Origin of the sequence: Catenibacterium mitsuokai (assembly GCF_025148785.1) — a bacterium.
Classification (GTDB): Bacteria; Bacillota_I; Bacilli_A; order Erysipelotrichales; family Coprobacillaceae; genus Catenibacterium; species Catenibacterium mitsuoka.
Window position 1 is genome coordinate 935,859 of record NZ_CP102271.1, and the last position, 26,802, is coordinate 962,660.

Annotated in this window: 23 protein-coding genes and 2 rRNA genes; 20 read left to right on the top strand and 5 right to left on the bottom strand. The window is 39.0% G+C overall.

Annotated elements, in window-relative coordinates; genetic code table 11:
* Positions 1-68: 68 nt before the first annotated feature.
* Complete coding sequence (locus NQ499_RS04705) at positions 69-1,445, bottom strand: hypothetical protein (protein ID WP_259848618.1); 1,377 nt, start codon at positions 1,443-1,445, stop codon at positions 69-71.
* Between the two features lie 317 nt (positions 1,446-1,762).
* Between NQ499_RS04705 and NQ499_RS04710 the strand changes: the two genes are divergently transcribed.
* From NQ499_RS04710 to NQ499_RS04735, 6 genes are all read left to right on the top strand, one after another.
* Positions 1,763-3,055, top strand: a complete 1,293-nt coding sequence (locus NQ499_RS04710) for an IS110 family RNA-guided transposase (protein ID WP_006504659.1) — start codon at positions 1,763-1,765, stop codon at positions 3,053-3,055.
* Positions 3,056-3,328: 273 nt separating this feature from the next.
* Positions 3,329-4,150 carry an HAD family hydrolase gene (locus tag NQ499_RS04715; protein WP_006504995.1) on the top strand — a complete coding sequence of 274 codons (822 nt, stop codon included), beginning with the start codon at positions 3,329-3,331 and terminating at the stop codon, positions 4,148-4,150.
* A complete protein-coding gene (locus NQ499_RS04720) occupies positions 4,147-4,749 on the top strand; it encodes a hypothetical protein (protein ID WP_006504994.1) in 603 nt (200 codons plus the stop codon). Before NQ499_RS04715 ends, NQ499_RS04720 begins: the two co-directional genes overlap by 4 nt.
* A 136-nt stretch (positions 4,750-4,885) precedes the next feature.
* On the top strand, positions 4,886-5,401 hold the full coding sequence (locus NQ499_RS04725; protein WP_040389695.1) for a YceD family protein: 516 nt from the start codon (positions 4,886-4,888) through the stop codon (positions 5,399-5,401).
* Positions 5,402-5,415: 14 nt separating this feature from the next.
* Positions 5,416-5,592, top strand: coding sequence for a 50S ribosomal protein L32 (gene rpmF, locus NQ499_RS04730; protein ID WP_006504992.1), 177 nt, complete (start codon positions 5,416-5,418; stop codon positions 5,590-5,592).
* 107 nt (positions 5,593-5,699) lie between these two features.
* Positions 5,700-6,071: a hypothetical protein gene (locus tag NQ499_RS04735; RefSeq protein WP_006507025.1), complete on the top strand. Its 372-nt coding sequence runs from the start codon at positions 5,700-5,702 to the stop codon at positions 6,069-6,071.
* Here the strand turns inward: NQ499_RS04735 and NQ499_RS04740 are convergent.
* Both NQ499_RS04740 and NQ499_RS04745 read right to left on the bottom strand, forming a co-directional pair.
* Positions 6,021-6,986 (bottom strand): IS3 family transposase, encoded by a 966-nt coding sequence (locus NQ499_RS04740; RefSeq protein WP_259848619.1) that lies wholly within the window; start codon positions 6,984-6,986, stop codon positions 6,021-6,023. The two genes, NQ499_RS04735 and NQ499_RS04740, sit on opposite strands and share 51 nt — an antisense overlap.
* Positions 6,987-7,067: 81 nt before the next feature.
* A complete protein-coding gene (locus tag NQ499_RS04745) occupies positions 7,068-7,496 on the bottom strand; it encodes an HTH domain-containing protein (protein WP_006507027.1) in 429 nt (142 codons plus the stop codon).
* A gap of 294 nt (positions 7,497-7,790) precedes the next feature.
* Here NQ499_RS04745 and mraZ point away from each other — a divergent pair, with 294 nt between their 5' ends.
* The 11 genes from mraZ (at position 7,791) to ftsZ (ending at position 19,207) form a co-directional block, all read left to right on the top strand.
* Positions 7,791-8,222 (top strand): division/cell wall cluster transcriptional repressor MraZ, encoded by a 432-nt coding sequence (mraZ, locus tag NQ499_RS04750; RefSeq protein ID WP_006504936.1) that lies wholly within the window; start codon positions 7,791-7,793, stop codon positions 8,220-8,222.
* A gap of 5 nt (positions 8,223-8,227) precedes the next feature.
* Positions 8,228-9,166 (top strand): 16S rRNA (cytosine(1402)-N(4))-methyltransferase RsmH, encoded by a 939-nt coding sequence (gene rsmH / locus NQ499_RS04755; RefSeq protein WP_040389677.1) that lies wholly within the window; start codon positions 8,228-8,230, stop codon positions 9,164-9,166.
* The gene (locus NQ499_RS04760; protein WP_006504938.1) at positions 9,163-9,456 is read left to right on the top strand and encodes a hypothetical protein; all 294 of its coding nucleotides are present in this window, start codon (positions 9,163-9,165) and stop codon (positions 9,454-9,456) included. Before rsmH ends, NQ499_RS04760 begins: the two co-directional genes overlap by 4 nt.
* Positions 9,456-11,579 carry a penicillin-binding protein gene (locus NQ499_RS04765; RefSeq protein ID WP_006504939.1) on the top strand — a complete coding sequence of 708 codons (2,124 nt, stop codon included), beginning with the start codon at positions 9,456-9,458 and terminating at the stop codon, positions 11,577-11,579. Before NQ499_RS04760 ends, NQ499_RS04765 begins: the two co-directional genes overlap by 1 nt.
* 66 nt (positions 11,580-11,645) lie before the next feature.
* Positions 11,646-12,614 carry a phospho-N-acetylmuramoyl-pentapeptide-transferase gene (gene mraY, locus NQ499_RS04770; RefSeq protein ID WP_006504940.1) on the top strand — a complete coding sequence of 323 codons (969 nt, stop codon included), beginning with the start codon at positions 11,646-11,648 and terminating at the stop codon, positions 12,612-12,614.
* Positions 12,615-13,955, top strand: a complete 1,341-nt coding sequence (gene murD / locus NQ499_RS04775; RefSeq protein WP_006504941.1) for a UDP-N-acetylmuramoyl-L-alanine--D-glutamate ligase — start codon at positions 12,615-12,617, stop codon at positions 13,953-13,955. It abuts the gene before it with no gap.
* A gap of 11 nt (positions 13,956-13,966) precedes the next feature.
* Positions 13,967-15,055: an undecaprenyldiphospho-muramoylpentapeptide beta-N-acetylglucosaminyltransferase gene (murG, locus tag NQ499_RS04780; protein WP_006504942.1), complete on the top strand. Its 1,089-nt coding sequence runs from the start codon at positions 13,967-13,969 to the stop codon at positions 15,053-15,055.
* A 1-nt stretch (position 15,056) separates the two neighbouring features.
* Positions 15,057-15,968, top strand: coding sequence for a UDP-N-acetylmuramate dehydrogenase (gene murB, locus NQ499_RS04785; RefSeq protein ID WP_006504943.1), 912 nt, complete (start codon positions 15,057-15,059; stop codon positions 15,966-15,968).
* 2 nt (positions 15,969-15,970) lie between these two features.
* Positions 15,971-16,744, top strand: a complete 774-nt coding sequence (locus NQ499_RS04790) for a cell division protein FtsQ/DivIB (protein WP_006504944.1) — start codon at positions 15,971-15,973, stop codon at positions 16,742-16,744.
* Positions 16,745-16,853: 109 nt separating this feature from the next.
* A complete protein-coding gene (ftsA, locus tag NQ499_RS04795) occupies positions 16,854-18,119 on the top strand; it encodes a cell division protein FtsA (protein ID WP_006504945.1) in 1,266 nt (421 codons plus the stop codon).
* Positions 18,120-18,133: 14 nt separating this feature from the next.
* Positions 18,134-19,207 carry a cell division protein FtsZ gene (ftsZ, locus tag NQ499_RS04800; RefSeq protein ID WP_006504946.1) on the top strand — a complete coding sequence of 358 codons (1,074 nt, stop codon included), beginning with the start codon at positions 18,134-18,136 and terminating at the stop codon, positions 19,205-19,207.
* A gap of 213 nt (positions 19,208-19,420) precedes the next feature.
* On the opposite strand, the gene NQ499_RS04805 is transcribed toward ftsZ, so the two are convergent.
* Both NQ499_RS04805 and NQ499_RS04810 read right to left on the bottom strand, forming a co-directional pair.
* Positions 19,421-20,011: a transposase gene (locus NQ499_RS04805; protein ID WP_259848606.1), complete on the bottom strand. Its 591-nt coding sequence runs from the start codon at positions 20,009-20,011 to the stop codon at positions 19,421-19,423.
* Positions 20,012-20,198: 187 nt separating this feature from the next.
* Positions 20,199-20,819 carry an IS110 family transposase gene (locus NQ499_RS04810; RefSeq protein WP_259848620.1) on the bottom strand — a complete coding sequence of 207 codons (621 nt, stop codon included), beginning with the start codon at positions 20,817-20,819 and terminating at the stop codon, positions 20,199-20,201.
* 309 nt (positions 20,820-21,128) lie between these two features.
* On the opposite strand from NQ499_RS04810, the gene proC reads away from it, so the two are divergent.
* The 3 genes from proC to NQ499_RS04825 all read left to right on the top strand — a co-directional run bounded on the left by proC (position 21,129) and on the right by NQ499_RS04825 (position 26,791).
* On the top strand, positions 21,129-21,908 hold the full coding sequence (gene proC, locus NQ499_RS04815; RefSeq protein WP_040390175.1) for a pyrroline-5-carboxylate reductase: 780 nt from the start codon (positions 21,129-21,131) through the stop codon (positions 21,906-21,908).
* 228 nt (positions 21,909-22,136) lie between these two features.
* A 16S ribosomal RNA gene (locus NQ499_RS04820) occupies positions 22,137-23,666 on the top strand.
* A gap of 235 nt (positions 23,667-23,901) precedes the next feature.
* Positions 23,902-26,791: ribosomal RNA gene (locus NQ499_RS04825) — 23S ribosomal RNA — on the top strand.
* The 16S and 23S rRNA genes sit together here, the layout of an rRNA operon.
* Positions 26,792-26,802 lie beyond the last annotated feature (11 nt).

The following is a 26,802-nucleotide window of genomic DNA, read 5'->3' on the forward strand; positions in this document are numbered from 1 at the left end:
TCCTATCAACATACTAACTAGATATGTTTATAAGAATTATACCATAAAGGTTGAGTTTTTCAATAAACTCAGCCTTTATTTTCTTCTTGAATAGAAAGAATCAAAGCACCTAACAATCCATATTCCTTGAAATGTTCAATAAAGTGAATATCAGGAAGATATTCTTCTGGAAAGTATTTCTTTAATAATTCTCTTAACTCATGTTTATTTGTATATTTACATGATACGATCAATATTTCAGGATCATAGATAGAAATGACTGCAGCAGCTTGATAGGCAAGGAATTTTAATTGTTCCTCTGGTGTCTTTTGAAATTGTTCTCTGTTAAATGGCAGATATTTGGCTTCTCCGGCTATCTTATGCGCTCCTTCTATTAATTGTCCTTTAAAGACAGAACCTATACCACAAGGACTCCCCATGGATGGCTGATAAAGAAACGAGATTGTCTGGTATTTATTCTGTGAAATATAATAACCAGATACAAGGGCATTGACATCATTAAATAAATAGAAACGTTTATTTGGATAACGGTTATTAAGTGAATCTAAACAATTGATTCTTTGATCACAGAAGTCCATATAACCATCATGGATTATACCTGGAAGACTAATTCCAATGATAGGAATATCTGGATGAAAGAGTAATACTGTATCAAGGATATCAAAGAGGTCATTCACTTGAAAATCAAACTTAACGACTTCATTATCTAATAGTGTTTTGTTGTTAGGATCAAAAACACGATATATCATTCTTGTGCGATGACTTGTGCGTACTGTCGCAATGGTTAAAATCTTTGTCTGGTGAGGTACTGGACGACTAATGACAGGTAAACGAGCTGTAGTTGGATGACGACGAGTCAATAAATGTTCATCTAAGAATTCTAATAATGCGCCTGCATCATATTTTGCGAATATTGTAGAGGGAATAGTCAGTACTATCTTCTTTTTAAAGCATGTTTCTAGTTTTGTCTTTTTAGAACTCACCTGTGGAGCTACAAGAATCACATCATAATTCTTCGCAATATCATAGAGTTCATGGTAAGCAATCGCATCAAATTTATAATTCTTAGATAAAAGCATAGTCGCTTCATTGAGCTGTGCGGCAAACATACCTGTAGTGAGGCCGCTTGTACATGTTAAAAGAACACGAACAGGAGGTTCATTGATCAATTGTTTAACACATTGAAGCATTTCTTCATATAAAGAAATGGCATGACTCATAGTATGCATCTGAAAATGAAGATAGAAGTCTATCTTATCAGTGACAAGATTTGTGACGGATAATTCAATCAGGTTATGGTCATTAAATACTACTTCGGCATGACAATAAGGAGTTGTAAGAATAACTTTTTTACCCTCTTCTTTAATATCACAGCCCTCAATAGACTGAATGAGAATCCATTCCTTAAATAATAATGTATGTATATCTCTTAAGAATTCATCCATAATAACCTCACATTCCTTTCCGCCTGCGGCTCCAAGGCACACATAGAAATGAATAATTCTTGTTTGTGCAGGCATCTTATTTTATATTTTAATTGAAGGAGTCTTACACTACAAAGCACGGCGAGGTGAGTTGTAGATTCTTGCAACTCGTTCAAGTCAAAACAGTATAATAACCAGTGCAAGGCTGATCTTTTCAAGCACACATGAGTATGTCTTTTAAGTCTGCAGATTAATCATTGACTTGAGTTTAATCTTTTAGTGTTGATCAGTCAGTCACTGAGCTCCTTCTCTATATTCTTATAAGGAGCCTTTTATTTATGGAGATTGTTTACCCTAGATCTTGTGGTGTTGACGTGCACAAATCTTTCATTGTTGCTGTTATCTGCATCTCTGAATCCGTCAAACCCAAGTACATTAAAAAAAGATTCTCAACCTTCAATAACCAGCTCATTCAATTCAGGGATTGGCTTATTGAAAACAACTGTCAAAATGTATGCATGGAATCAACCGGCAAGTACTATATCCCTGTATACAATGCATTAGAAGGCCATATTTCTAATGTCGTTGTTGCCAATCCTAAATGGGTCAAGGCTATCAAAGGTGAGAAGGATGACAATAAGGATGCCAAATGGATTGCCGACCTCTTTAAATTCGGTATTGTCAGATCCAGCTATATCCCTGAAAAGGATATCCGCGTCCTCAGGGAATTTACCCGCTATCAGTATAAACTTATCAATATGCGTTCTTCTGAAAAGAATCGTTTCCAAAATGCTTTGACTACTGGAAACTGTAAACTTGATATTGTTTTTTCTGATATCTTTGGTAAATCTGCTTCCGCTATTGTCAATACTATTTTATCAAATGATCCATATACAAGTGAAGATATTCTTTCTAAAGTTCATGCCGGTTGTAAAGCATCTCATGAAGACATCCTGAGTGCTGTTGATGGTATTCAGCTAAATCAGTTTCAAAAGGCTAGAATTAAAATCGTTCAGAAACATATGGACTATCTGGATTCTCTTCTTGATGAAATACAGCACCATATCAACTTGATGGTTGCCAACTACGAAGACTACATACAGCTTCTTTGTACAATACCAGGAATCAATAGAAAATCTGCTATTACCATTATCTCTGAAATCGGCACTGATATGTCTCAATGGTCCTCTCATCGCAAACTTGCTGCATGGGCTGGATTAGCTCCTGGATGTAATGAATCAGCTGGCAAAAAGAAATCGGTTAAAGTTTCAAAAGCTGGCGTTTATCTTAAGCCTTGTCTTGTTCAGGTTGCACATGCTGCCGTAAAAGATAAGGAATGCGAATACTATGCAGACAAATTCAACAAGATATCTAAAAGACGCGGTAAGAAACGAGCTATCATTGCGATTGCGAGAAAAATACTTATTGCTGTCTATCATCTTTTAAAAACAGGTGAAGCATTTAATCCAACAGACATGGCAGATGTTGAAACAACAAAGAAGCAACGAATTGAATACGTTAAAAATAATTTACGAAATGCCTTCAATCAACTCAGCCGCACAGGCTTGTCTGAAGCAGAGATTCTACAACTCATCAGAAAAGAATCTAAGAACTCACCTCAAATAGAATAGCCTTCCATTTGGGGAAAGGGGCTTTATGCACTTTTTTAGGGTAAAATTTGTTTTCTCTTTCAATTTTTATTCAGATTAATCACCTCAACAATAGTATATCAAAACAATACACCAATGAGATATTTTTTAATATATTGAAAAAAGATGATGGATTCTTGTCAAAATAGTTTTGAAAAGTTGATCAGAATTAGAAAATAATGTTTCTTTTTGCATTCTTATACTATAATACTTAAAAGAGATTACACTATAATCTATTGATATAGGAGAAAACATATGGGGAAATATTTATTTTTTGATATAGACGGTACTTTATTAAGTGATGTTACACATACTGTGCCACAAAGTGCAATAGAGGCGATTAAGAAAGCAAAAGAGAATGGACATCATTGTTTCTTTTGCACAGGAAGAAGTTATTTTATGACAAAGGAAATTTCTTTTACAGGAATAGAAGATGCAATTATTGCGAATGGTGCAGCAGTGATTCGTGATGGTAAACCAGAATTACAGAAAATCATTTCAAGTGATGTTGCAAAGAAAACAATTGAACTTATTGAAACACTTGGAGGAGGCTATCAGATCATTGACTGGAAATATGGCTATCAGAATCCGTATACCCATGCCAAGTTTAAAGAGAAATTTAAAGAAGAATTTGATCTGCCTGTAGAAGAAGTGTTCAAGAAAAAGAGTATGAAGACAATGGCTGAAATAGAGAATAATCCAGTTCTTAAGATTGATGCAACTTTTGAAACACTAGAAGCAGCTGAGAGATTCATGAAAGAATTAGACCCAAGCTTGACTTTTATACCAGCTGGAGGCTATACATCAACATTTGGTGCAAAGGCTGGAGAAATGATGATGAAAGGTGTATCTAAAGGGGCTGCTATTAAGGAGTTTATGGAAGCTGTTGGTGAACCAATAGAAAATGCCTATGCATTTGGTGATTCTGCAAATGATATAGAAATGTTGGAAATGGCTGGTACTGCCATTGCGATGGGCAATGGGGCTGAATTGGCAAAGGCTGTTGCAGATTATGTGACTGATACAGTGGATAATGATGGACTATATAATGCAATGAGGCATTACAAACTCATATGATCTATTATGGAAGAGAATGCCAGATTTATGGCAATCAAGATGCTGATGTTTATATCTTCTGTTTCTTTCATGATTGCACTTCAATTGTAGAATCATTTACAAGAGACTATTGTCTCATTGCCCCGGTCATCAAGGATTGGAATAATGAATTATCTCCTTGGGCTGCTGATGGTTTTGGTGGAAAGGGGAAGGAACTTGAAAAGTGGATTCTTTCAACTATGACTTCTTCTCATCATTATATTATTGCGGGCTATTCACTTGGTGGCTTGTTTAGCTTATGGATGTATGGAAGACATGAATCTTTTATAGGATGTATAAGTGCATCGGGTTCCTTATGGTTTCCAGGCTGGATGAACTATCTTCATACTATTCATCGAAAAGGAACTGTTTATTTATCTCTAGGTAGAAAGGAATCAAAGACTAAGAATAAACTAATGTGTACAGTAGGACAAAATACAATAGAAACCTACCATTACTTAAGCAAGAATAACACATGTATATATATAGAAGAGAATGGCGGTCATTTCACTGAACCAGGTCAAAGAATGATCAGAGGTTTTAAATGGCTTTTTGAAAATTTATCTATCTTTTTTGAATAAACTATGTTAGAATACACACGGTCGCAAAGGCATTTAAAAAATATGCGATTAATGCCCATTAGAAAATGATTTTTTTGATTGACTTATAATCTCATTTTCATTATAATGGGTGATGCAGTTATAGAGGGTGATCAAGGTGAAATGGAATCGTAACTGGTTAGTCAAACAGAAAAATGGAAAATTTGATTTCGAAGAAACGATAACATTTCCTAAAGAAATGTTCTATAACTTATCTCGAATCAATGATTTGAAGGATGTGGAAGTTACAGGATCAGGCAACTTCAATAGTAGCGAAGAACGCCTTTATGTAACCTACCATGTTCAGGGAACAATGGTTGTTCCTTGCGCTATATCATTGGAAGATGTCGATTACCCATTTTCTATTGATACAGATGTTGTGTTTGCGTTTTATAAGCCTGATGAAGACGAAGATGTTGTAGAAGCAAGAAAGAATGTTGCTGATCTTACTTCTGTCATATTCCAAGAAATCATGATGGCTATTCCAATGAGAATTGTGAAGGAAGGCGCAAAGATGAAAACAAGCGGCTCAGGCTGGAAAGTTATGGATGAAAGCGAAGTAGTCGCAAAAGAAGAGGATACAATCGATCCCCGTTTAGCAAAACTCAAAGATTATTTCAAGGATCAGGAATAAGGAGGTAGAACAAGATGGCAGTACCATTTAGAAGAGTATCAAGTACAAGAAGAGACAAGAGAAGAACTCATGACAAATTATCAGCTCCTGCAGTTGTTAAATGTCCAGAATGTGGTGAATTCAAATTAGCACATAGAGTTTGTGGTCATTGTGGTTATTATAATGGCGTTAAAGTTAAGGATGTAAAATAATTCCTTTTAATGTGGACCCCGAGTCAAGGACATTAAATAAAAAGGCGCTTAAAAATGATTAGAAATAAAGATATCCTCTAGGTGTAATTAACCAGGAGGATATTTTTATGTGTAAACTATGTAAATATGTAATTATTAAAGATGGAGTTTTATGTGTATTGGAAACAGATAGAATGAAGGAAGTCATAAGAAATGAACTTGGTGTATTTGACTACCGAGATTATATATTTGATGATGATCCATCAGTCTATCTTCTTGTAAAGGATTTAAGTGTATATGATACTGGTCATACTATTGTTTACAGATCATTTCCAGATGATGCTGACGGTTATTTTAATGGCACTGTTATATTCACTAAGATGGATGATTTTGGCTTTGCATCATTAAGTAATAATGATATAGATATAATCAGAAGTCATTTACGCAGACTACCTGATGGACTGTTTGAAATGAGTTATTCTTTGAAGGATAGCTACTAATTTCTCGAGCGTTGAGTTTCTATCAAGATTATTTCTTATCTGTCTGAATTTTTCCTTATATTCATCAGGCTCCTTTGCGACATGAATTAGTGGGTATTCACCAGTTATATAATATTCAAAATATTCATTTGGTGAAAGTTTGGCCAGATTGTACTGATAACGATCATTGTTGTAATAAACCATATAGGAATCTATTATTTCCTTTAGTTCTTCATATGAGCAGGCATTCTCTGTATATCTACCTATCTCATCTTTCATATGTCCGAAGAAGGATTCCTGGGGAGCGTTGTCCCAGCAGTTTCCTCTTCTTGACATTGACTGTCTGATTTCCAGGCTCTTGAGTAAGTCAATAAACTTGACACTTGTATAATGCACACCCTGATCACTGTGTATCAAAGCATCAGTGTGAATATTATGCTTATGTTTACTGTAAAGCTGATTGATTGTCTCCAGGACAAAGTCTACTTCTAAAGACGGTGATAATACATATGCAAGAATCTGCTTTGTAAATCCATCCTTTATCACCGATAGATAGGCTTTAGATCTTTTGTGACCGTAGAATAGATAAGTAATATCTGTTTCAAGCACATATCCAGGACCATATTCCTCGAAGTGTCTGTTTAGAATATTATCTGCATAATTTGATGTTTTCATTGCCTTAGCCATTCTTCTTGCAGGATTGGCTTTTCTTATTGGACAGAATAGTCCGTATTTCTTCATCAGTCTTGAAATCTTTTTATGGTTCATCACAATGCCCATGTGAAGAAGACGCATATGAATACCACGTCTGCCCTTGTCATATCCTTTGAACCTGTATGCTTCTAAAATCAGTTCAAAATCCTTACGGTCTTGTTCTTCTTTTTCGCTTATAACCTTTTCGTTTCTTCCATGAATAGAACCCACTTCTTGAAACACCTGCAGTATCACATAATGCTGAGACACTCAGATTATTACTAGGTGATTCAAGAGTTCTATCTATCATTTTATATTTTTCTCTTATTGTTTGCCCTTCTGCAGTTTTAATATTTGCTTTCTGTTGATAAATCTCACTCTTTTTAAAAAATCGTTCTCCTGCTGGAGAATTTTATTTTTCTGCTTAAGCCTTTCTAGCTGTTCCTCAATGGTAAGATTCTTTGTAGAAGGTCTTCCGGATTTTGTGCCTCTGGTATCCTTGAATCCTTCTTCCCTTGCTGCTTCTTTCCTTACACGATCTGTGAACTTGAGAGTTCGACTAGATCCTAACATATGAGGATCAAATCCATACTTTCTAAATATGTTTCCAGGCATCATGCCTTTCTGTAAATCAATCCAGAAGAGTTCTTTGAATTTTTCTGAATAGGTTATGCTTTTGATAGATACTTTCTTTACATATGGATTCTTTTCGAGTTCCTTTACTTGTTCATCACTAAAATAGTTTACTCCCATAATAACACCACCATTCTATAATCATTATACTATGCAAAATAAAAACCCTGTAAAACAGGGTCACGAAATAAATATCCTTTTTTATCGTGTCCTTTTTACAGGGTCCATTTTATTTAGAGAGATGAAAATCTCTCTTTTTTTATTTTTAAGAGGATTTTTAGCGTTTTGTGCTAGAAATCCTTTTTTTCTGTTTTATTTCCATAAATTTCTTGTCTGAATGTGGATTGTAAGTCTATAATAGTGGTAACGAGTGTAAAAAGGTGGAAAATTGTGGAAAGGTGTGGTGAGTAAGGTATGTTCTATGGCGAGTACAAGCACAATCTAGATACTAAAGGCCGTTTGAGCATTCCTGCTAAGTTCCGCGGAGAATGCGGAGATCATGTCTATATCATGAGAGGCCACGAAGGCTGCCTTGATATTTATACGGAAGAAGGCTGGCAGGCTTATTATGAAGAGTTAAAGAAACTCTCTAATAAGAAGAAAGAAGAACGTGCTTATTTGCGTATGGTGACTTCACGTATGAATTGCAGTGAATTTGATAAATTAGGTCGTATCAATATTCCCCAGGTATTACGTACACATGCTCATTTAGAGAAGGAGTGTACTATTGTTGGTGCTGGTGAACATATTGAAATATGGGATACTGCCAAGTGGGAAGCATTCTATGATGAATATGATGACCAGTTTGATGAATTATCAGAAAGAATATCAGAAAATGAGGAATGATAAATATGTTTGAACACTATAGTGTATTATTAGATGAAACAATTGATGCATTAAATATAAAAGAGGATGGCATTTATGTGGATTGTACTCTAGGAGGAGGCGGACATAGTTCCCGTATTCTAGAAAAACTGACAACAGGGCATTTATACTGTTTTGATCAGGACGCACATGCAATTGAGGCAGCAAGAGAAAGAATGTCTCAAATTTCGGATAACTTTACAATCATCCATGCGAATTTTAAGGAAATTAAAGCAAGACTTTCGATGGAAGGTGTTTATAAGGTGGATGGCATTGTATTTGATTTGGGTGTATCATCTCCACAGTTTGATAATGCTGAAAGAGGATTTAGCTACAATACAGATGCAAGACTTGATATGCGTATGAATCAGGAACAGCCATTAAGTGCCTATGAAGTGGTGAATAACTACTCTTATCAGGATTTAGTGACTATTTTATATAAGTATGCAGATGAGAAGTTTGCAAAATCAATCGCAAGAATGATTGAAAAAGAAAGACAGGTTAAGCCTATTGAAACAACTTTTGAATTAGTGGAAATTGTGAAAAAGGCAATTCCAGCACGTGCAAGACGTACGGGTGGTCATCCAGCTAAACGTACATTCCAGGCTATTCGTATTGAAGTCAATGATGAGTTAAATGTATTTGAACGTGCTTTGACAGATTCATTAGATTTATTGAATGTAGGTGGACGTGTTGCAGTCATCAGTTTCCATTCGTTGGAAGATAAGATCACTAAGTATATGTTTAATGAAAAGACTGCAGTACCAGACTTGCCGATGGGTATGCCCGTTATTCCGGAGGAATATCAGCCTCATTTTAAGAAAGTAACAAGAAAACCTATTGTGGCAGATGAAAAAGAATTATCTGAGAACAGACGTTCTCATTCAGCTAAATTAAGGGTTATAGAAAGGATACGTGATGAATGATGAAAAGAAGAAAATCAAGATTTTTAAAAATGACAGAAGTGTTGCTTGCTTTCTCTTTTGTGCTATTTTTGGTAGGTAGTATTTATTTGAATTCTTATGAATCAAAATTAAATGCAAATATCAAAGAGACACAGGATGAAATTTCTGAAGTCCAATCAGATATTGATGCTTTAGAAATGTCTAAACAGGAATTGGCTTCTTTTTCACGTATGAAAGATGTTGCAACAAAGAAAGGTTATGATTATCAGCCTAGTTCTGCAGCCGCTGCAGTAGTAGGAGCTGAAGAATAATGAAGAAATCTAGAAATAGAAGTGGTCAGGTTGTTATGCTTGTATTTCTCTTTATGATGATTATCTTAGGAATCAATGTCTGTTATTTGTGTACAACAGGTAAGACAATGATCAGTAGTGTCAATGTGAGAGACTTTGCGAAAAATCGTGGAGGAGGACAAGTGACTAAGGTTGTTCAGGCAGCCCGCGGTACTATTTATACAAGTGATAATGAAATTGTGGCCTCTGATGTAAAAAAATATAAGTTAAGAGCTATTCTTGCAAAACGTGTTAATGCAAAGGAGGAACCTCAATATGTAGTGGATAAGAATAAGACAGCGGAGTTATTAGCACCTATTCTAGGTGTTTCAAAAGAAACAGTCTTATTACGTCTTAATCAGAATACATATCAGGTAGAGTTTGGTAACTATGGTCGTAATCTTTCTTCTATTACAAAAGAAAAGATTCAATCATTAGAATTACCAGGCCTTGAATTTGATGAAGTGACTTCTCGTAATTATCGTTTTGGTGATTTTGCAAGTTATGAAGTAGGATATGCAGCTGTGGCTGCAGAAACAGACCCTTACAATATCGTTGGGCAGATGGGTATTGAAAAGAGCTACAATAACTGGCTTAAAGGTACAAACGGTGAAAGAATCTACTTGGTAGATTCGAAACGCAATACATTGCCTAATGGTGTTATTTCTGATAAGAAGGCAGTAAGTGGTAATGATGTTTATTTGACAATCAATTCTACTCTTCAGACAGAACTGGATTCATTAATGAAAGATATGCAGGAAAATACGCATGCAACGAAAGCCTGTGCTGCTGTTATGAATGTGAAGACAGGTGCATTGCTGGCGATTTCTAACTATCCTTCATTTGATCCTAATAAACGTAATTTTTCAAATTATAATGATACATTCCTCAACGAAGCATTTGAATGTGGTTCAGTTTTCAAGCCATTTGTATATGCGAATGCTTTAACGGATGGTGTATTAGATTTAGATAGTAAATATAACTCAGGAACATATGACTATATATCTAATGGCCGTGTGATTGCGACAATTCATGACCATAATAGAACAGGATGGGGTCGCATTACTTATCGTGATGGTTTGTACCATTCTTCAAATACAGCTATTTGTCATATTCTTGCTGAACATACAAATATGTCCAGTCTTATTGAAGATTATAAGAATCTTGGATTATTCCAGACAAGTAAGGTGGATGGCTTGTCCTCAGGAAGTGGTGTAAAAGGCTTCGATGGTAAAACAAAGAGTCTTGAATATTTCACAACTGGGTTTGGTCAAGGGTCTTCTATCACGACATTACAGCTGTTAAGAGGTTATTCAGCATTTGCGAATGATGGACGTACAGTAGAGCCTTATTTAGTAGAAAAAGTTGTTAATCCAACAAATGGTAAAACACTTTATAGTGCCAAGACTTCTTATTCTAAGAAAATCTATTCTACTGAAGCAGTTGCACAGATTAGAACACTTCTTTATGGTGTTGTTAATATTGATGGTTCTACAGGTCGTGATTATAAGGATTCATCCGTTGAAATCATCGGTAAGACAGGTACTGGTCAGATTGCTGAAAATGGTGCTTATTCATCTACAAAACATACACATTCCTTTGTTGGTATGGCACCTTATCGTGATCCTGAGGTAGAAGTGATCGTCTGGTTCCAGAATGCAAATAGCGGTACAAATTATTCTGGGGCGCTTGTTAAGAGTATTATCAAATCGGCATTAAATATCTTAAGTAAAGATACTGAAAAGGTGAATACAACACCTTATGTATTAAATAACTATATGAACCAAAGTACGCAATATGTGGAAGGCATCTTAAAGAAGCATTCATTAACACCTGTTGTAATTGGCGATGGTTCTACTGTTATTGGACAGTATCCATCTGGTACAACTGAAGTAACAACAGGGTCTAAGGTTCTCGTGTTAACAGATGGACAGAAATATACAATGCCTTCGATGCTTGGCTGGTCTCGTAAAGAAGCAGAAGCCTTTGCGTCATTGACAGGTGTTGAAATTAAGATGAATGGTCTGGGCTCTATTTATGCTCAGAGTATTACAAAGGGAACTGAACTGAAACAAGGCACTGTTATTGAGCTTTATGCAAAATAAAGTGACATTGTATTTACACCCATATTATGCTACACTTGTGGGGTAAAATAGAGGGAGGAAATTTTCATGTTTCTATTAATGATCAGTTTTATAGTGGCATTAGCGCTCGTACTTGTCGCAATGCCTAAGGTTATACCTTATCTACATAAATTAAAGTTTGGACAGGTAGAGCGAGAAGAGGGACTCGCTTCTCATAAGAAAAAGGGTGGTACACCTACAATGGGTGGTGTGGTATTCATTGTAGCTGCTGTGATTGCTGCTTATATCTGTCACTATCAGAATTTCATGAATCCTTATGTCAACTTATTGACATTCTCATTATTAGGATTCGGTATCATTGGATTTATTGATGACTATCTCATTGTTGTACAGCACAGCAATAAAGGCTTGAAGCCAAGCTATAAATATGCAATGCAGTCAGTTGTGGCAATTGCATTCTATTTCTTAGCGAAAAAATTCTTACCTAATTTCTCAACAGAAATTATTATTCCTATTGCTCATATTAGTGTGAATCTTGGATGGTTCTATCCAATCTTTGTTTATTTCATGTTTACTGCAGAATCGAATGCCGTAAATTTAACAGATGGATTAGATGGACTTGCAACAGGTCTTATGATCATTGCATTAACACCATTTGTCGTTTTTGCAATTTTAAGCAAGAATGTAGAAGCAGCTATCTTTGGGGCTGCATTAATGGGTGGTTTGACTGGTTTCTTAGTATTCAATGCACATCCAGCTAAGATTTTCATGGGTGATTGTGGTTCTCTTGCATTAGGTGGTATTCTTGCGGCATTTGCCGTCATCACTAAACAGGAACTTCTTGTGCTTATTATTGGTATTGTGCCACTCATTGAAACTTTATCTGTATGCATTCAGGTTATTTCATTTAAGACAAGAGGTAAGAGAGTCTTCAAGATGGCACCTATTCATCATCATTTTGAAATGTGTGGATGGAGTGAAAATAAGGTTGTTGTCACTTTCTGGGCTGTTGGATTTATTGCTGGTATTATTGGATTATTGTTAGGGGTGTTATAAATGTTTAAAGGCAAAAAAGTACTTGTATTAGGACTTGCAAAAAGTGGAAAGGCAGCAGTTGAATTATTAAAGTTCATGCATGCTGATATCACTATAAATGAATCAAAGAAAAAAGAAGATATTCCTGAATATGACACATATGTGAGTGAAGGAATTGAAATGGTATGTGGCGGACAGCCAGATGAATTATTTGAAAGAGATTTTGACTTTGTAGTTAAGAATCCAGGTATTAATTATCATGCGCCATTTATCTTACGTTTAAAAGAACGTGGTATTCCTGTTTATACAGAAATCGAATTAGGCTATAAGGTGGCTAAAAAGCAGCATTATATTGCTGTGACAGGAACAAATGGAAAGACTACGACTGTAACTTTGATTTATGAAATCTTAAAAGCTGCAGGTCGCAAGGCACATATTTGCGGTAACTACGGTATTCCTTATTGTGAAGTCGTATTAAATGAACATTTATATGAAGAAGAAGGACATGATATCGTTGTTGAAATGTCTAACTTCCAGTTAATTGATATAGAAGAATTTAAGCCTGAAGTGGCTACTGTATTAAATTTAACACCGGATCATCTTGATTATATGGATTCTTTAGATGAATATTATGCATCTAAGATGCGTATTTATATGAACCAGGATGAGAAAGATTTATTTATTAATAATAGCGATGATGAGACTTTACAGTCATATTTAGCAAAGTATCCAGTTCCATCACGTATTGAAACATTTTCTGTCAAGGGACAGGGAGATGTAGAACTTAAAGACAATGCTATTTATTACAAAGGTCAGAAGGTTATTGATCGTGATGAAATCAAGATTGTTGGTTTGCATAATGTAGCCAATATGATGGTGGCTATTGCAGCATGCGCATCAGTAGGTGTCTCACTTGATTCTATACATGATACACTTGCAGCATTCAAGGGTGTAGAGCATCGTATTGAATTTGTAAGAGAACTTGATGGAGTACGTTATTATAATGACTCTAAAGGAACAAATACAGATGCCGCAGTGATTGCGATTAAAGCATTTGAAAAGCCTGTTATTTTATTGATGGGTGGTCATGAAAAGAATCTTGATTTAAAAGATGTAAGAGAACAGAATCCTCTTATTAAGACGTTGATCTGTTTTGGTGAAACAAAGGAACGTTTCTCTAAAGATATGGCACATCCTCATACTATTGTTGTAGATCATATGAAAGATGCTATTTTAAAAGCAAAAGAAATTGCCAAAGAAGGCGATGTTGTATTGCTTTCTCCTTCAACAAGTTCATTTGATGAATTCCATAGTTATGTTGAAAGAGGAAATGTCTTCAAGGACATCGTGAACAAGTTATAGGAGTGAGTTAAATGAAAATTATTGTAAGTGCTGGTGGAACAGGAGGACATATTTATCCTGCTCTTGCCTTAGTTGATTATATTAAAAAATGTGATCCAGATACAGAATTCTTATTTGTTGGAACAACAGATAGACTAGAGTCTCAGATTGTACCTCAGATGGGACTTAATTATCGTGGCTTACATGTAAAAGGTCTTGTAGGTAATCCTTTGCAGAAGGCAAAAAATGCTTTAATTTTCTTAAAGTCTTTAAAGTCTTCTAAGAAGATTTTAAAAGAATTCAACCCTGATATCGTGATCGGGTTTGGTGGATATCCAAGTGCATCCATTGTTTTAGCGGCAACTCAGAAGGGTTATAAGACAATGATTCATGAACAGAATTCCATCATTGGTTTAACAAATAAAATCTTAATTAAACGTGTAGATGAAATCATCTGCTGTTATGAAAAAGCTTTAAAAGCATTCCCTCAGGATAAGACTAAGCTACTTGGTAACCCTCGTGCTTCTGTTGTATCTGAAGGTGTACTTAAAGATGTACATGATCTTTATAATATTGCTCCTGATAGAAAAGTTATGGTGATTGTTATGGGATCATTAGGATCTGCAACGGTCAATGCAGTTATGAAGGATGCATTACATAAGATGGATCATAAAGATTATGATGTGCTTTATGTTACGGGTAAGACTTATTATGAAAAGATGAAGGAAGAACTTAAGGACTTAAGTGATTCTATTCATGTATTGCCTTATATTGATGATATGCCAAGCGTATTACATAGCTGCGATTTAGCAGTCAGTCGTGCAGGAGCTACAACTCTTGCTGAAATGACAGCACTTGGTACTGCATCTATTATTATTCCTAGCCCATATGTGGTAGCAAATCATCAAGAATATAATGCTCGTGAACTTGTCAGCAAGGGTGCAGCACATCTTATCCTTGAAAAGGATTTAAATGCAGATGCATTTGTAGAAGTCGTTGATCAGTATATGAACAATGAAGAAATGCGTAAAGAATTATCACAAAAAGCACTTGCTTTAGGTAAACCTCATGCATGTGAGGATATTTATAAAGAAATTTTAAAGTTGACAGGAGGACGCTAATATGGATGTGAAGCAGGTATATGAAGATCTTATGTCTATGGAAGTAGGCAAGGTGATTGAAAATGAACCTATGTACAAGCATACAACCTATAAAGTAGGTGGACCTGCCAAGATATTCGTTAAAGCAAAGGATATCGATTCACTTATTCAGACTCTAAAATATTGCCGTGATCATGACATTAAACGCATGGTTATTGGTAATGGCAGTGATCTCCTATTTAGTGATAAAGAATATGATGGTGTGATCATCTCAATGAAATCATTTGATGATGTTAAGATGAATGGCAGCACTATTGTGGCACAAGCAGGTGTTTCTATGATTGCCTTAGCTTATTCAAGTGCCAAAGCAGGATTATCAGGCTTTGAATTCATGGGTGGTATTCCTGGAGATATGGGTGGTGGCATTTTTATGAATGCTGGTGCTTATAAGTATTGTATGGCAGATGTATTCAAGTGCGCACGCGTACTTGATGATGAACTCAATGTGATTACATTAAGCAAGGAAGATATGGAATTCTCTTATCGTCATTCTGTATTACAGAAGCATCCAAATTGGATTATTCTTGATGCAACATTTGAAATGACAGCAAAAGATCCTGGGGAAATCCGTAAAGTGCTTGATAAACGTAAAGAACGTCGTATGAGTACACAGCCATGGAATTTCGCATGTGCAGGAAGTGTCTTTAGAAATCCAGATGAAAAACCTGCATGGCGTTATATTGATGAAGCTGGGTTGCGTGGGTATGAAATTGGTGGTGCACAGGTATCACCTAAACATTCAAATTTCATCGTAAACAATGGTTATGCAAGTGCTAAGGATATCCTTGATCTTATTCGACTTGTTGAAAAGACTGTTTATGAGAAGTTTGGAGTTAAGCTTCATAAAGAAGTTATTTTAGTGAATTGGGATTAAATATGGATAAGAAGCCCGATTTTCTATTCAATGAATATGATCGCAGCCCATCACGTGAATTGATTGAAAAGAGCAGACGGAGAAGAAAAAGAAGAAAGCGTCGTTTGATGCTTATTGGTATAATTCTTCTAGTTATTTTAGGATATATTGTATCTCCATTATCAAAAGTCATGTCTATTCATGTCACTGGTAATTCTCAGCTATCAAAGGATCTGATTGTGAAGGAATCAGGTATTACAAATCATACTTATCACTTATTGTTGAGCAATGACACAATTAAGAAGAAGTTGAAAAAGACAGGGCTCGTTACTAAGGCGTATGTCACTCATAACATCTTAGGTGGTGTCTCTATTGAAATCCAGGAAGCAGGTTTAGTGGCTTATATGGAACTTAACAACAAGACTTATGTGGTGACTGAAGAAGGAAAGCTTATTGAAGTTGTTGAAGGTATGAATTATACAAGTCTTAAACAGATCCCTAAGATTTCAGGATTTAATGATTTAAAGGCAGTAGAAGAACTCGCAGGTCAGTATGCTTCTGTTCCTGTTACTATTAGAAATGCTGTAAGTGATATCGTTTATTATCCAAAAAAGGGATATGATGAACGAGTAGCCTTGATTCTTGATGATGGAAAAAAACTGATTGTAGATATTGAAGACATGAAGGATACATTATCACCATCACGCTTCAATTACTCGGCTTATATGCAAAGTAAAAGTGATATTTGTGTATTCTCGTTTGAGGGAAGAAATCTATATATGACTAAATGTGAGTAAGAAATGACTTAAGTAGTCATATAAATGTAACTCGTGATAAGTAATCTATAAATCGTTTTCATTAGTATGTAATTATGATAAAATAAGATTATATATAAGGAGAGTGTCTATGAAAAGAATATATGCTGTTTTAGACATCGGTTCTACGACACTGAAGTTACTTGTCGCAGAGTTGATGAGCACAAATATTAATATACTCTTCACGAAGAAACTAGCGAGTCATGCTATTGAAGGTGGCTTGATTAAGAATGAAGAAGTACTGGTTGATGAAATCAGATCAATCATAAAAGAAGCAGATGTTGAATTAAATACAACAATTACATCTGTGGCTCTTGTTCTTCCTAGTAATTATGTAAGAACATATGAATCTAAAGGTATTACTAAGGTGAACTCACCTCAGGATAAGATAGAAATCAGCGATGTTGTGCGTGCATTAAAGATTGCACAGCGTTTTGAAAAGAGTAAGAAAGAGGAAATTGTATCAACTATTCCTGTAAAGTATCGTTTGGATACTAAAGAAGTAGATCGTATGCCTCTTGGCTTACGTTCAGCTTCATTGAAGGTAGAAACACTTGTGATTACTACAAGCAAGAAAGTATTGTATTCTTACTTAACGGTTGTAGAAAAAGCAGGATTAGATGTTATTGATATTACTATTGATGCTTATGCTTCTGCAAAAGAAGCATTTGATGCAGCTTATCTTCAAGAAGGTGCTGTGATGATCAATATCGGACATGATCATTCAACAATATCTTTCTTTGAAGAAGGATACCTTAAATACTTAAAGACTATTCCTATGGGTGGTTATACACTCACTGCTGCAATTGCGGATGCATGGCAGATTTCAATGGAGCAGGCTGAGATTTATAAAGTGAAATATGGTACATGTGAAAATGATCTTGGTGAAGAAGATGTTATCCATACTACGATAGTAGATGGAGTTAAAAAGAACTATACTCAGAAGGATTTGTCTGAAGTATTACAGACAGCAGTCTGGGAAATGATGGCTCAAATCAAGAATTGTTTGGAAGCCATCAATGATGGACGTACTTATGAAACAGTTGTCGTAGGTGGTGGAGGCGAACTGCCTTGCCTGAACTTAATCGCAACAGATGTTTTAGGTACACCTGTAAGATGTTATCGACCAGAAACAGTAGGGGCTAGAGATATGTCTCTTGTTCCTTGTTTGGGTATGTTATATTGCTTAGATGATCGTAAAGAATTGATTGGTGATGACCAAGTTTCACTGGTTCTTCCTGATCTATCTAGTACGATGAGTTTGAAAGTGAGAGGCTTAACGATGGCTAAGACAGAAACAACTCATCATCAAGGCAAGTTTAGAAAGTTTTTTGATTCGATATTTAATGATGATTAAGCGAGGGTATGACAATGGATGAAAATTTAGACTTTGTTAAAGTTGCAAAAATAAAAGTTATTGGTGTAGGTGGCGGTGGAAACAACGCCGTAAATAGAATGGTCACTGATGGAGTAAAAGGTGTTGAATTCTATGTTGCAAATACAGATGCTCAGGTATTAAAAGGAATTACTGGTGTTAATAAGATTTTCTTAGGAAAAGATTTGACTCAGGGATTAGGTGCTGGAGGAAATCCAGAAGTTGGACGTAAAGCAGCTCAGGAATCAGAAAATGAAATCAGAGAAGCTTTAGCTGATGCAAACATGGTCTTTGTTGCTGCTGGAATGGGTGGCGGAACAGGTACTGGTGGTGCACCAGTCATCGCTAATATTGCAAGAGATTTAGGTGCCTTAACAGTAGGTGTAGTGACTTCACCTTTCACATTTGAAGGACCAAGAAGAAAGAAACAGTCTTTGGCTGGACTTGAAGAATTACGTAAGAATGTAGATTCTATTATTGTTGTTTCAAATGATCGTCTTCTTGAAGTTATTGGTGGACGTCCAATGAATGAAGCGTTCAGAGAAGCAGATAACATTTTACGTCAGTCTGTTCAGACAATTACTGATTTAATTGCGATTCCAGCATTAATCAACCTTGACTTTGCTGATGTATGTTCAGTTATGAAGGATCGTGGAGATGCACTTATTGGTATTGGTATGGCTGATGGTGAAAATAAGGCTCAGGAAGCTGCAAAACGTGCTGTTTCTTCACCATTATTAGATATTTCTATCGCAGGTGCTAAGGATGCGATTGTTAATATTACAGGTGGACCAAGCATGTCATTATTTGATGCAAATGAAGCGTTTGCAACTATTCAGGAATCAGTAGGTGAAGAAGTCAATACTATTATGGGTGTTGCAACTAATGATCAGTTAGATGACCAGATTATCGTTACTATCATTGCAACTGGTTTCGAGGAAGATCAGCCTGAAGAAGAACCTGTTACTACAAAACAGACATATACAGTACATGGAAATAAAACTTCTTCTGTCATTGATGACGATGATGAAGATCCATTACCAGGATTTATTAGAAATAGAAAAATCTAAGCTAACATTATGTTAGCTTTTTTTACAAGACAAACTATTAGATGTCAATAAATAATCTATTTTTTAGGAATTTATTGAATTTATAGGCATTTGTCTTGATTTAGAGGTGAATCCTCTATAAAAATCCTCTTTCTTTTCTAAAAAAGAGTACACTAAAAAGAACTTTTCAACATCGTATCGTTGAAAGCTCTTACACTAGACTTTTATATACTATTAAATAATCATCGTCTCTTCTAATTTGGTGTATACAAACTTGTGTACTTCACCGTCGATATCAGAATACTGATAGATCTGTTTTCTAGTATTTTCAGGAAAGTCTAATGATATTGAATTGAAGAACGTATTTTGGGTTTCTTCTGGTAATCTCATGATATGTTCATGAAAAATTACAAAGCCGCTTTCGTTTTTCATAATTGAATAGATATATCGTGCAATTTTATTTGCGATTGCGATATTAGCCAGCTTATGTCTTTTCTTGTTTCCATTCTTGATTCTTTCAAACTGTTGTTTGAGAACTGGATTATGACGTCTGGCAAATTCAGCAATCATGTAAATTGCATGTCTGAGATATCTAGAGCCTCTTTTAGAAATCTTGCCCATGGTTTCTACAGACGTTCCAGAGCGCTTGTTTCTAGGGCTTGTTCCCGAATAAGAGACAAAACAGTCTGCGTTTTTAAATCGTTTTATATCGCCAGTTTCAGCAATAACAGTTGCAGCAGTTAAAGGACCACATCCTGTAATTGTAAGAAGCAGTTTATAAGCTGGATTTAAAGAAGCAACATCTCTAATATATCTTTCAATCATTTTAAGCTGACCTTTTATGTTTTTTATGTTTTCAACGAGGTCTAGAATGATACTTCTTCCATAAGAAGAAATATTATCATAACCAGAGTATCATGACACAAATCAAAGAGCTTATCGATCTTATCCATCGAACAGCGATGTTTCGTAGCTTCATAAACGACATTGAAGACTTCAAGTCTTGAAGCATTTATGATATCATGTGTCGTAGGATATGAAGATAAGACAGCGATAAAAGCAGCTGATTTAGGTTCGAAAACATATTGAAGTTCAGGAAATAAACAATCACATTGGGCGATGAGACGGTTGATTTCTTGAGAATAGATTTTTTTGATCGATAATGTCTGTGTACTAAAGCTTTCAAATCTTGATATCCGTTTTTATTTTTAAAAACGTTGTCATTGACATATTGAACATCGGAATCAGTACCAATGATAGTTGAAATGGTTTGAGCATCTAAAGGATCAGATTTAGCAATGTTATGAGCGTTACGCCATTGATTGACAAAATCAGTATTCAAAAATTTGATGCTTTCATTATCATTGAGATTGTCTTTAATAAAGTTATAGACATTAGTAGAATAGATACCAGTAACTTCTAAAGCAAAACAGATACTGGTACAGTTATCATCGGAATAACTTCTTACAGTTTCCAAAAAAGAAGTAACTTCTGATTTAACAAATTTAAAAGATAATTTTTTTCGTAAGAATTTAGGTTTAACAGATCTACGATCACTGACCTTGAGGATAGCAGCATCTGCTTTGCCTTTAGAGGAGTCCATGCCAACATAAAGAATATAATTGTTTTCCATAAATAATGACCTTCTTTCATATGTAATCGGTTTTGAATTGCACCTCTAAATCAAGACAAACGCAACCTCGCAAATACGGAGACAAGTGTAGAAACACTGCTGCAACAAACTAATTCGGGTATAAAGTGATGTCAAGTCTAAAGGATTAAGTCTTTTTGAAGTGGACGTACATGAAGTAGCCACAGGGGGATGGAATAAAACCTTCATTCAAAACAAAACTATTATCTAGAAATTAGAATGTACAATCAATGATGAATTTAATTAAATTCATTAACTGATTACGTACATATTATACGAGGGGGATTTATTATGTATAAATTTGGTTTTATTGGCATGGGAAATATGGCAAGTGCTATTGCCCAGGGATTTGTAGAATCTGGTTTTATTCCAGGTGAACAGGTATGTGCTTATGATTTAAATAAAGCACAGCTTGATAAGATGAGTGCTTTTGGCATAAAAGCCAAAAATAATGCACATGAAGTTGTTTCTGAAAGTGAAATTGTATTCTTATGTGTTAAACCACAGGTTATTGAGTCAGTTGTTTCTGAAGTGAGAGAAGCTCTCAAAAACAAGGCCGTTGTTTCCATTGTTCTTGGTTACGACTTTGATAAATACAACACTTTATTAGATGCCTCAACGAGACACTTAACTGTTATGCCTAATACGCCAATGGCTGTTAGAGAAGGTATGTGCTTATTAGAACAGGAACATTCTTTAACTGAAGAAGAATTTAACTATATTAAAGAAGCATTCTCTTCAGTAGGAGAAATCGAAGTTGTCCCTAATCACTTAATGGGAGTAGGAGGCGCATTATCAGGATGTGCACCTGCTTATATCTATATGGTCATTGAGGCGTTAGCAGATGGTGCTGTGATGCAGGGAATGCCTAGAAAGATGGCTTACAAGCTTGCAAGTCAGACAGTACTAGGATCAGGTAAGATGCAGTTACAGACTGATCTTCATCCAGGTGTCTTAAAAGATAATGTTAGTTCACCGGGTGGATCTACTATTAGAGGTGTAAAAGCATTAGAAGATGCAGGTATGCGTTCAGCATTTATTAATGCGATTGAAAAGTCAATGAATAGATAAATCATAGTCTGTAGGTGCCAAAATAGTGCCTATAGACTATTTTTTACATTTTTTAACAAAAAATGAATAAAATCGCAAAAAAAGGCTTTACAAGCGAAATGAATGATGGTAGTATAAGTGAGCACTCCGGTGAGGAGCGCGGACAGAACATTGAAAACTGAACAGATACACGTCAGATTTATTTGAAAACATTTAATTGATGAGCTGAACATCAGCTCTTCACATATTTTCGTGGAGAGTTTGATCCTGGCTCAGGATGAACGCTGGCGGCGTGCCTAATACATGCAAGTCGAACGAATCTTCTTCGGAAGATGAGTGGCGAACGGGTGAGTAATACATAGGTAACCTGCCCCTGTGCGGGGGATAACAGGAGGAAACTCCTGCTAATACCGCATAGCCATGAGCACCGCATGGAGCTCATGCCAAATATCCTTCAGGGGATAGCGCAGGGATGGACCTATGGCGCATTAGCTAGTTGGCGGGGCAACGGCCCACCAAGGCAACGATGCGTAGCCGGCCTGAGAGGGCGGACGGCCACATTGGGACTGAGACACGGCCCAGACTCCTACGGGAGGCAGCAGTAGGGAATTTTCGGCAATGGGGGAAACCCTGACCGAGCAACGCCGCGTGAGCGAAGAAGGCCTTCGGGTCGTAAAGCTCTGTTGTAAAGGAAGAACGTCGCATGCAGGAAATGGTGTGCGAGTGACGGTACTTTACCAGAAAGCCACGGCTAACTACGTGCCAGCAGCCGCGGTAATACGTAGGTGGCGAGCGTTATCCGGAATCATTGGGCGTAAAGAGGGAGCAGGCGGCCGCAAGGGTCTGTGGTGAAAGACCGAAGCTAAACTTCGGTAAGCCATGGAAACCGGGCGGCTAGAGTGCGGAAGAGGATCGTGGAATTCCATGTGTAGCGGTGAAATGCGTAGATATATGGAGGAACACCAGTGGCGAAGGCGACGGTCTGGGCCGCAACTGACGCTCATTCCCGAAAGCGTGGGGAGCAAATAGGATTAGATACCCTAGTAGTCCACGCCGTAAACGATGGTCACTAAGTGTCGGGGGTCAAACCCCGGTGCTGCAGTCAACGCAATAAGTGACCCGCCTGAGTAGTACGTTCGCAAGAATGAAACTCAAAGGAATTGACGGGGGCCCGCACAAGCGGTGGAGCATGTGGTTTAATTCGAAGCAACGCGAAGAACCTTACCAGGTCTTGACATCGATCTAAAAGGGATGGAGACATCCTCATAGCTATAGAGAAGACAGGTGGTGCATGGTTGTCGTCAGCTCGTGTCGTGAGATGTTGGGTTAAGTCCCGCAACGAGCGCAACCCCTGTCGCCAGTTACCATCATTGAGTTGGGGACTCTGGCGAGACTGCCTCTGCAAGGAGGAGGAAGGCGGGGATGACGTCAAATCATCATGCCCCTTATGACCTGGGCCACACACGTGCTACAATGGACGGGACAGAGGGAAGCGAAGGCGCGAGCCGGAGCGGACCCCAGAAACCCGTTCCCAGTTCGGACTGCAGTCTGCAACTCGACTGCACGAAGCCGGAATCGCTAGTAATCGCGGATCAGCATGCCGCGGTGAATACGTTCTCGGGCCTTGTACACACCGCCCGTCACACCATGAGAGTTGGCAACACCCGAAGCCGGCGGCCCAACCCGCAAGGGAGGGAGCTGTCTAAGGTGGGGCTGATGATTGGGGTGAAGTCGTAACAAGGTATCCCTACGGGAACGTGGGGATGGATCACCTCCTTTCTAGGGAGACAGACGTGTAATGTTCAGTTTTGAGTGCTCTGGCACTCAGGAGAGATCCTTGAAAATCAGATATGATCATCAAATGGAAAGTTTTAAAAACTTTCTGCACACAAAGATAAGATGTAAGTGAGATCGAGAAATCAAACAAAGATAAGAAGGTCTAGTACATCTGGTCTGAAGGCAAAAAATACTAAGAACAGAAATACTCAAGCGAACTAAAGAGAACCAATCACAAGGTCAAGGAAGAAAGGGCGTACGGAGAATGCCTGGGCACAGAGAGGCGATGAAGGACGCAGCGAACAGCGAAATGCGGCGGCGAGCGGTAAGCACGCGATGACCCGCCGATATCCGAATGGGGAAACCCCTCCGCTTTCGAAGCGGAGACCGCATGACGACCGTCATGACGGGGCAATACGCAGGGAACTGAAACATCTAAGTACCTGCAGGAAGAGAAAGAGAAGTCGATTCCGTAAGTAGCGGCGAGCGAAAGCGGAGGAGCCCAAACCGGACATAGTCCGGGGTTGTAGGACCGCCGAGAAAGATGACATGAAGAGTCAGGAGAATCCCATGGGAAGGGATCCGCAGAGGGTGAGAGACCCGTATCCGAAGGCTCGACATGGATCGAGGCGACACCTGAGTACGGCGGGGCACGTGGAATCCTGCCGGAATCATCGTGACCATCCCGAAAGGCTAAACACTACTCTGTGACCGATAGCGAACCAGTACCGTGAGGGAAAGGTGAAAAGAACCCCGGGAGGGGAGTGAAAGAGAACCTGAAACCGCATGCCCACAAGAAGTCAGAGCCCGTCAAAGGGTGATGGCGTGCCTTTTTGTAGAATGAGCCGGCGAGTCACGATCAGCAGGCGAGGTTAAGCAGGAGATGCGAGCCGCAGCGAAAGCGAGTCTTAACAGGGCGACATAGTCTGAGGTCGTGGACCCGAAACCGGGTGATCTAGCCATGAGCAGGTTGAAGTCGGGGTGAGACCCGATGGAGGACCGAACCGACCCCCGTTGAAACGTTGGCGGATGACTTGTGGCTAGGGGTGAAATTCCAATCGAACCCGGAGATAGCTGGTTCTCCCCGAAATAGCTTTAGGGCTAGCGTCGCAGCGAGAGAGCCGTGAAGGTAGAGCACTGAATATGCGATGGCCGCATCCCGCGGTACTGAGCATAATCAAACTCCGAATGTCACGGTGTCATCTGCGGCAGTCAGACGGCGAGTGATAAGGTCCGTCGTCAAGAGGGAAACAGCCCAGACCATCAGCTAAGGTCCCAAAGTGCATGCTAAGTGGAAAAGGAAGTGGAGACGTGCAGACAACTAGGAGGTTGGCTCAGAAGCAGCCATCCTTCAAAGAGTGCGTAACAGCTCACTAGTCGAATGACTCTGCGCCGATAATTTACCGGGGCTAAGCATGACACCGAAGCTATGGACAGGAATGTGGTAGGGGAGCATTGCATGCAGCGGAGAAGCATGACCGAGAGGGCATGTGGAGCGCATGGAAGAGAGAATGCCGGCGTGAGTAGCGGCACGTGGGTGAGAATCCCACGCACCGATGGCCCAAGGTCTCCAGAGGAAGGCTCGTCCTCTCTGGGATAGTCGGGACCTAAGGCGAGGCCGAAAGGCGTAGCCGATGGACGACGGGTGGATATTCCCGTACCCGATGTGTGGCGATGGAGTGACGGAGAAGGCTCAGGCAACCAGCTGCTGGAATAGCTGGGGCAAGCGAGATACCTGCGCACCAGGGAAATCCGGTGCGCGCAAGGGGAAGGCGCGAAGCATACGGAAAGCTGCGGCAAGTACGGAAAAGCTGAGAGCAGGCTTCCAGGAAAAGCTTCTAGCACAACACGCATCGGCCCGTACCGAAAATGGACACACATGGGCAAGGAGAGAATCCTGAGGTGAGCGAGAGAACTATAGCTAAGGAACTCTGCAAAATGACCCCGTAACTTAGGGAGAAGGGGTGCTCCAGAAATGGAGCCGCAGTAAAACGGCCCAAGCGACTGTTTACCAAAAACACAGCTCTCTGCGAAGGCGCAAGCCGAAGTATAGGGGGTGACGCCTGCCCGGTGCTGGAAGGTCAAGGGGAGCTGTCAGCGCAAGCGAAGCAGCGAGCCGAAGCCCCAGTAAACGGCGGCCGTAACTATAACGGTCCTAAGGTAGCGAAATTCCTTGTCGGGCAAGTTCCGACCCGCACGAAAGGCGTAACGATTTGGGCGCTGTCTCAGCTGTAGACTCGGTGAAGTCTTAGTACCTGTGAAGATGCAGGTTGCCCGCGACTAGACGGAAAGACCCCATGGAGCTTCACTGCAGGTTGACATTGGGCTTGGATGCATGATGTACAGGATAGGTGGGAGGCTGTGAGCCGTGCGCGCCAGCGTACGGGAGCCGCTGTTGGGATACCACCCTTCATGCATCTAGGTCCTAACCGGAGGCAACGGGCCACGGGACAGTGTCAGTCGGGCAGTTTGACTGGGGCGGTCGCCTCCCAAAGAGTAACGGAGGCTGCCCAAAGATACCCTCAGCATGGATGGAAACCATGCATAGAGTGCAAAGGCATAAGGGTGTCTGACTGCGAGACATACAGGTCGAGCAGGGACGAAAGTCGGGCTTAGTGATCCGGCGGATCCGAATGGAAGGGCCGTCGCTCAACGGATAAAAGCTACCCTGGGGATAACAGGCTGATCTCCCCCAAGAGTTCACATCGACGGGGAGGTTTGGCGACCTCGATGTCGGCTCATCGCATCCTGGAGCTGAAGTCGGTTCCAAGGGTTGGGCTGTTCGCCCATTAAAGCGGTACGCGAGCTGGGTTCAGAACGTCGTGAGACAGTTCGGTCATCCCTATCTGTCGTGGGCGCAGGAGGTTTGAGGAGAGCTGCCCCTAGTACGAGAGGACCGGGGTGGACGGACCTATGGTGCACCAGTTGTCACGCCAGTGGCACAGCTGGGCAGCCAAGTCCGGACGGGATAAGCGCTGAAGGCATCTAAGCGTGAAGCCCCCTCCAAGATGAGACCTCCCATTGGCGACAAGTAAGGCCCCTCGAAGACGACGAGGTTGATAGGCCGCGAGTGCAAGCGCAGCGATGTGCTTAGCGGGGCGGTACTAATAGGCCGAGGACTTGGCCAAGATTGGAGAGA

Coding starts and splice junctions, on each gene's coding strand:
- rpmF (WP_006504992.1), top strand. CDS start 5,416: ATGGCAGTACCATTTAGAAGAGTATCAAGTACAAGAAGAGACAAGAGA.
- NQ499_RS04760 (WP_006504938.1), top strand. CDS start 9,163: ATGATGAAAAGAAGAAAATCAAGATTTTTAAAAATGACAGAAGTGTTG.
- murB (WP_006504943.1), top strand. CDS start 15,057: ATGGATGTGAAGCAGGTATATGAAGATCTTATGTCTATGGAAGTAGGC.
- mraY (WP_006504940.1), top strand. CDS start 11,646: ATGTTTCTATTAATGATCAGTTTTATAGTGGCATTAGCGCTCGTACTT.
- NQ499_RS04810 (WP_259848620.1), bottom strand. CDS start 20,819: ATGGAAAACAATTATATTCTTTATGTTGGCATGGACTCCTCTAAAGGC.
- ftsZ (WP_006504946.1), top strand. CDS start 18,134: ATGGATGAAAATTTAGACTTTGTTAAAGTTGCAAAAATAAAAGTTATT.
- NQ499_RS04790 (WP_006504944.1), top strand. CDS start 15,971: ATGGATAAGAAGCCCGATTTTCTATTCAATGAATATGATCGCAGCCCA.
- mraZ (WP_006504936.1), top strand. CDS start 7,791: ATGTTCTATGGCGAGTACAAGCACAATCTAGATACTAAAGGCCGTTTG.
- NQ499_RS04765 (WP_006504939.1), top strand. CDS start 9,456: ATGAAGAAATCTAGAAATAGAAGTGGTCAGGTTGTTATGCTTGTATTT.
- NQ499_RS04705 (WP_259848618.1), bottom strand. CDS start 1,445: ATGGATGAATTCTTAAGAGATATACATACATTATTATTTAAGGAATGG.
- rsmH (WP_040389677.1), top strand. CDS start 8,228: ATGTTTGAACACTATAGTGTATTATTAGATGAAACAATTGATGCATTA.
- NQ499_RS04715 (WP_006504995.1), top strand. CDS start 3,329: ATGGGGAAATATTTATTTTTTGATATAGACGGTACTTTATTAAGTGAT.
- NQ499_RS04805 (WP_259848606.1), bottom strand. CDS start 20,011: ATGATTGAAAGATATATTAGAGATGTTGCTTCTTTAAATCCAGCTTAT.
- NQ499_RS04745 (WP_006507027.1), bottom strand. CDS start 7,496: ATGGGAGTAAACTATTTTAGTGATGAACAAGTAAAGGAACTCGAAAAG.
- murD (WP_006504941.1), top strand. CDS start 12,615: ATGTTTAAAGGCAAAAAAGTACTTGTATTAGGACTTGCAAAAAGTGGA.
- ftsA (WP_006504945.1), top strand. CDS start 16,854: ATGAAAAGAATATATGCTGTTTTAGACATCGGTTCTACGACACTGAAG.
- NQ499_RS04720 (WP_006504994.1), top strand. CDS start 4,147: ATGATCTATTATGGAAGAGAATGCCAGATTTATGGCAATCAAGATGCT.
- proC (WP_040390175.1), top strand. CDS start 21,129: ATGTATAAATTTGGTTTTATTGGCATGGGAAATATGGCAAGTGCTATT.
- murG (WP_006504942.1), top strand. CDS start 13,967: ATGAAAATTATTGTAAGTGCTGGTGGAACAGGAGGACATATTTATCCT.
- NQ499_RS04710 (WP_006504659.1), top strand. CDS start 1,763: ATGGAGATTGTTTACCCTAGATCTTGTGGTGTTGACGTGCACAAATCT.
- NQ499_RS04735 (WP_006507025.1), top strand. CDS start 5,700: ATGTGTAAACTATGTAAATATGTAATTATTAAAGATGGAGTTTTATGT.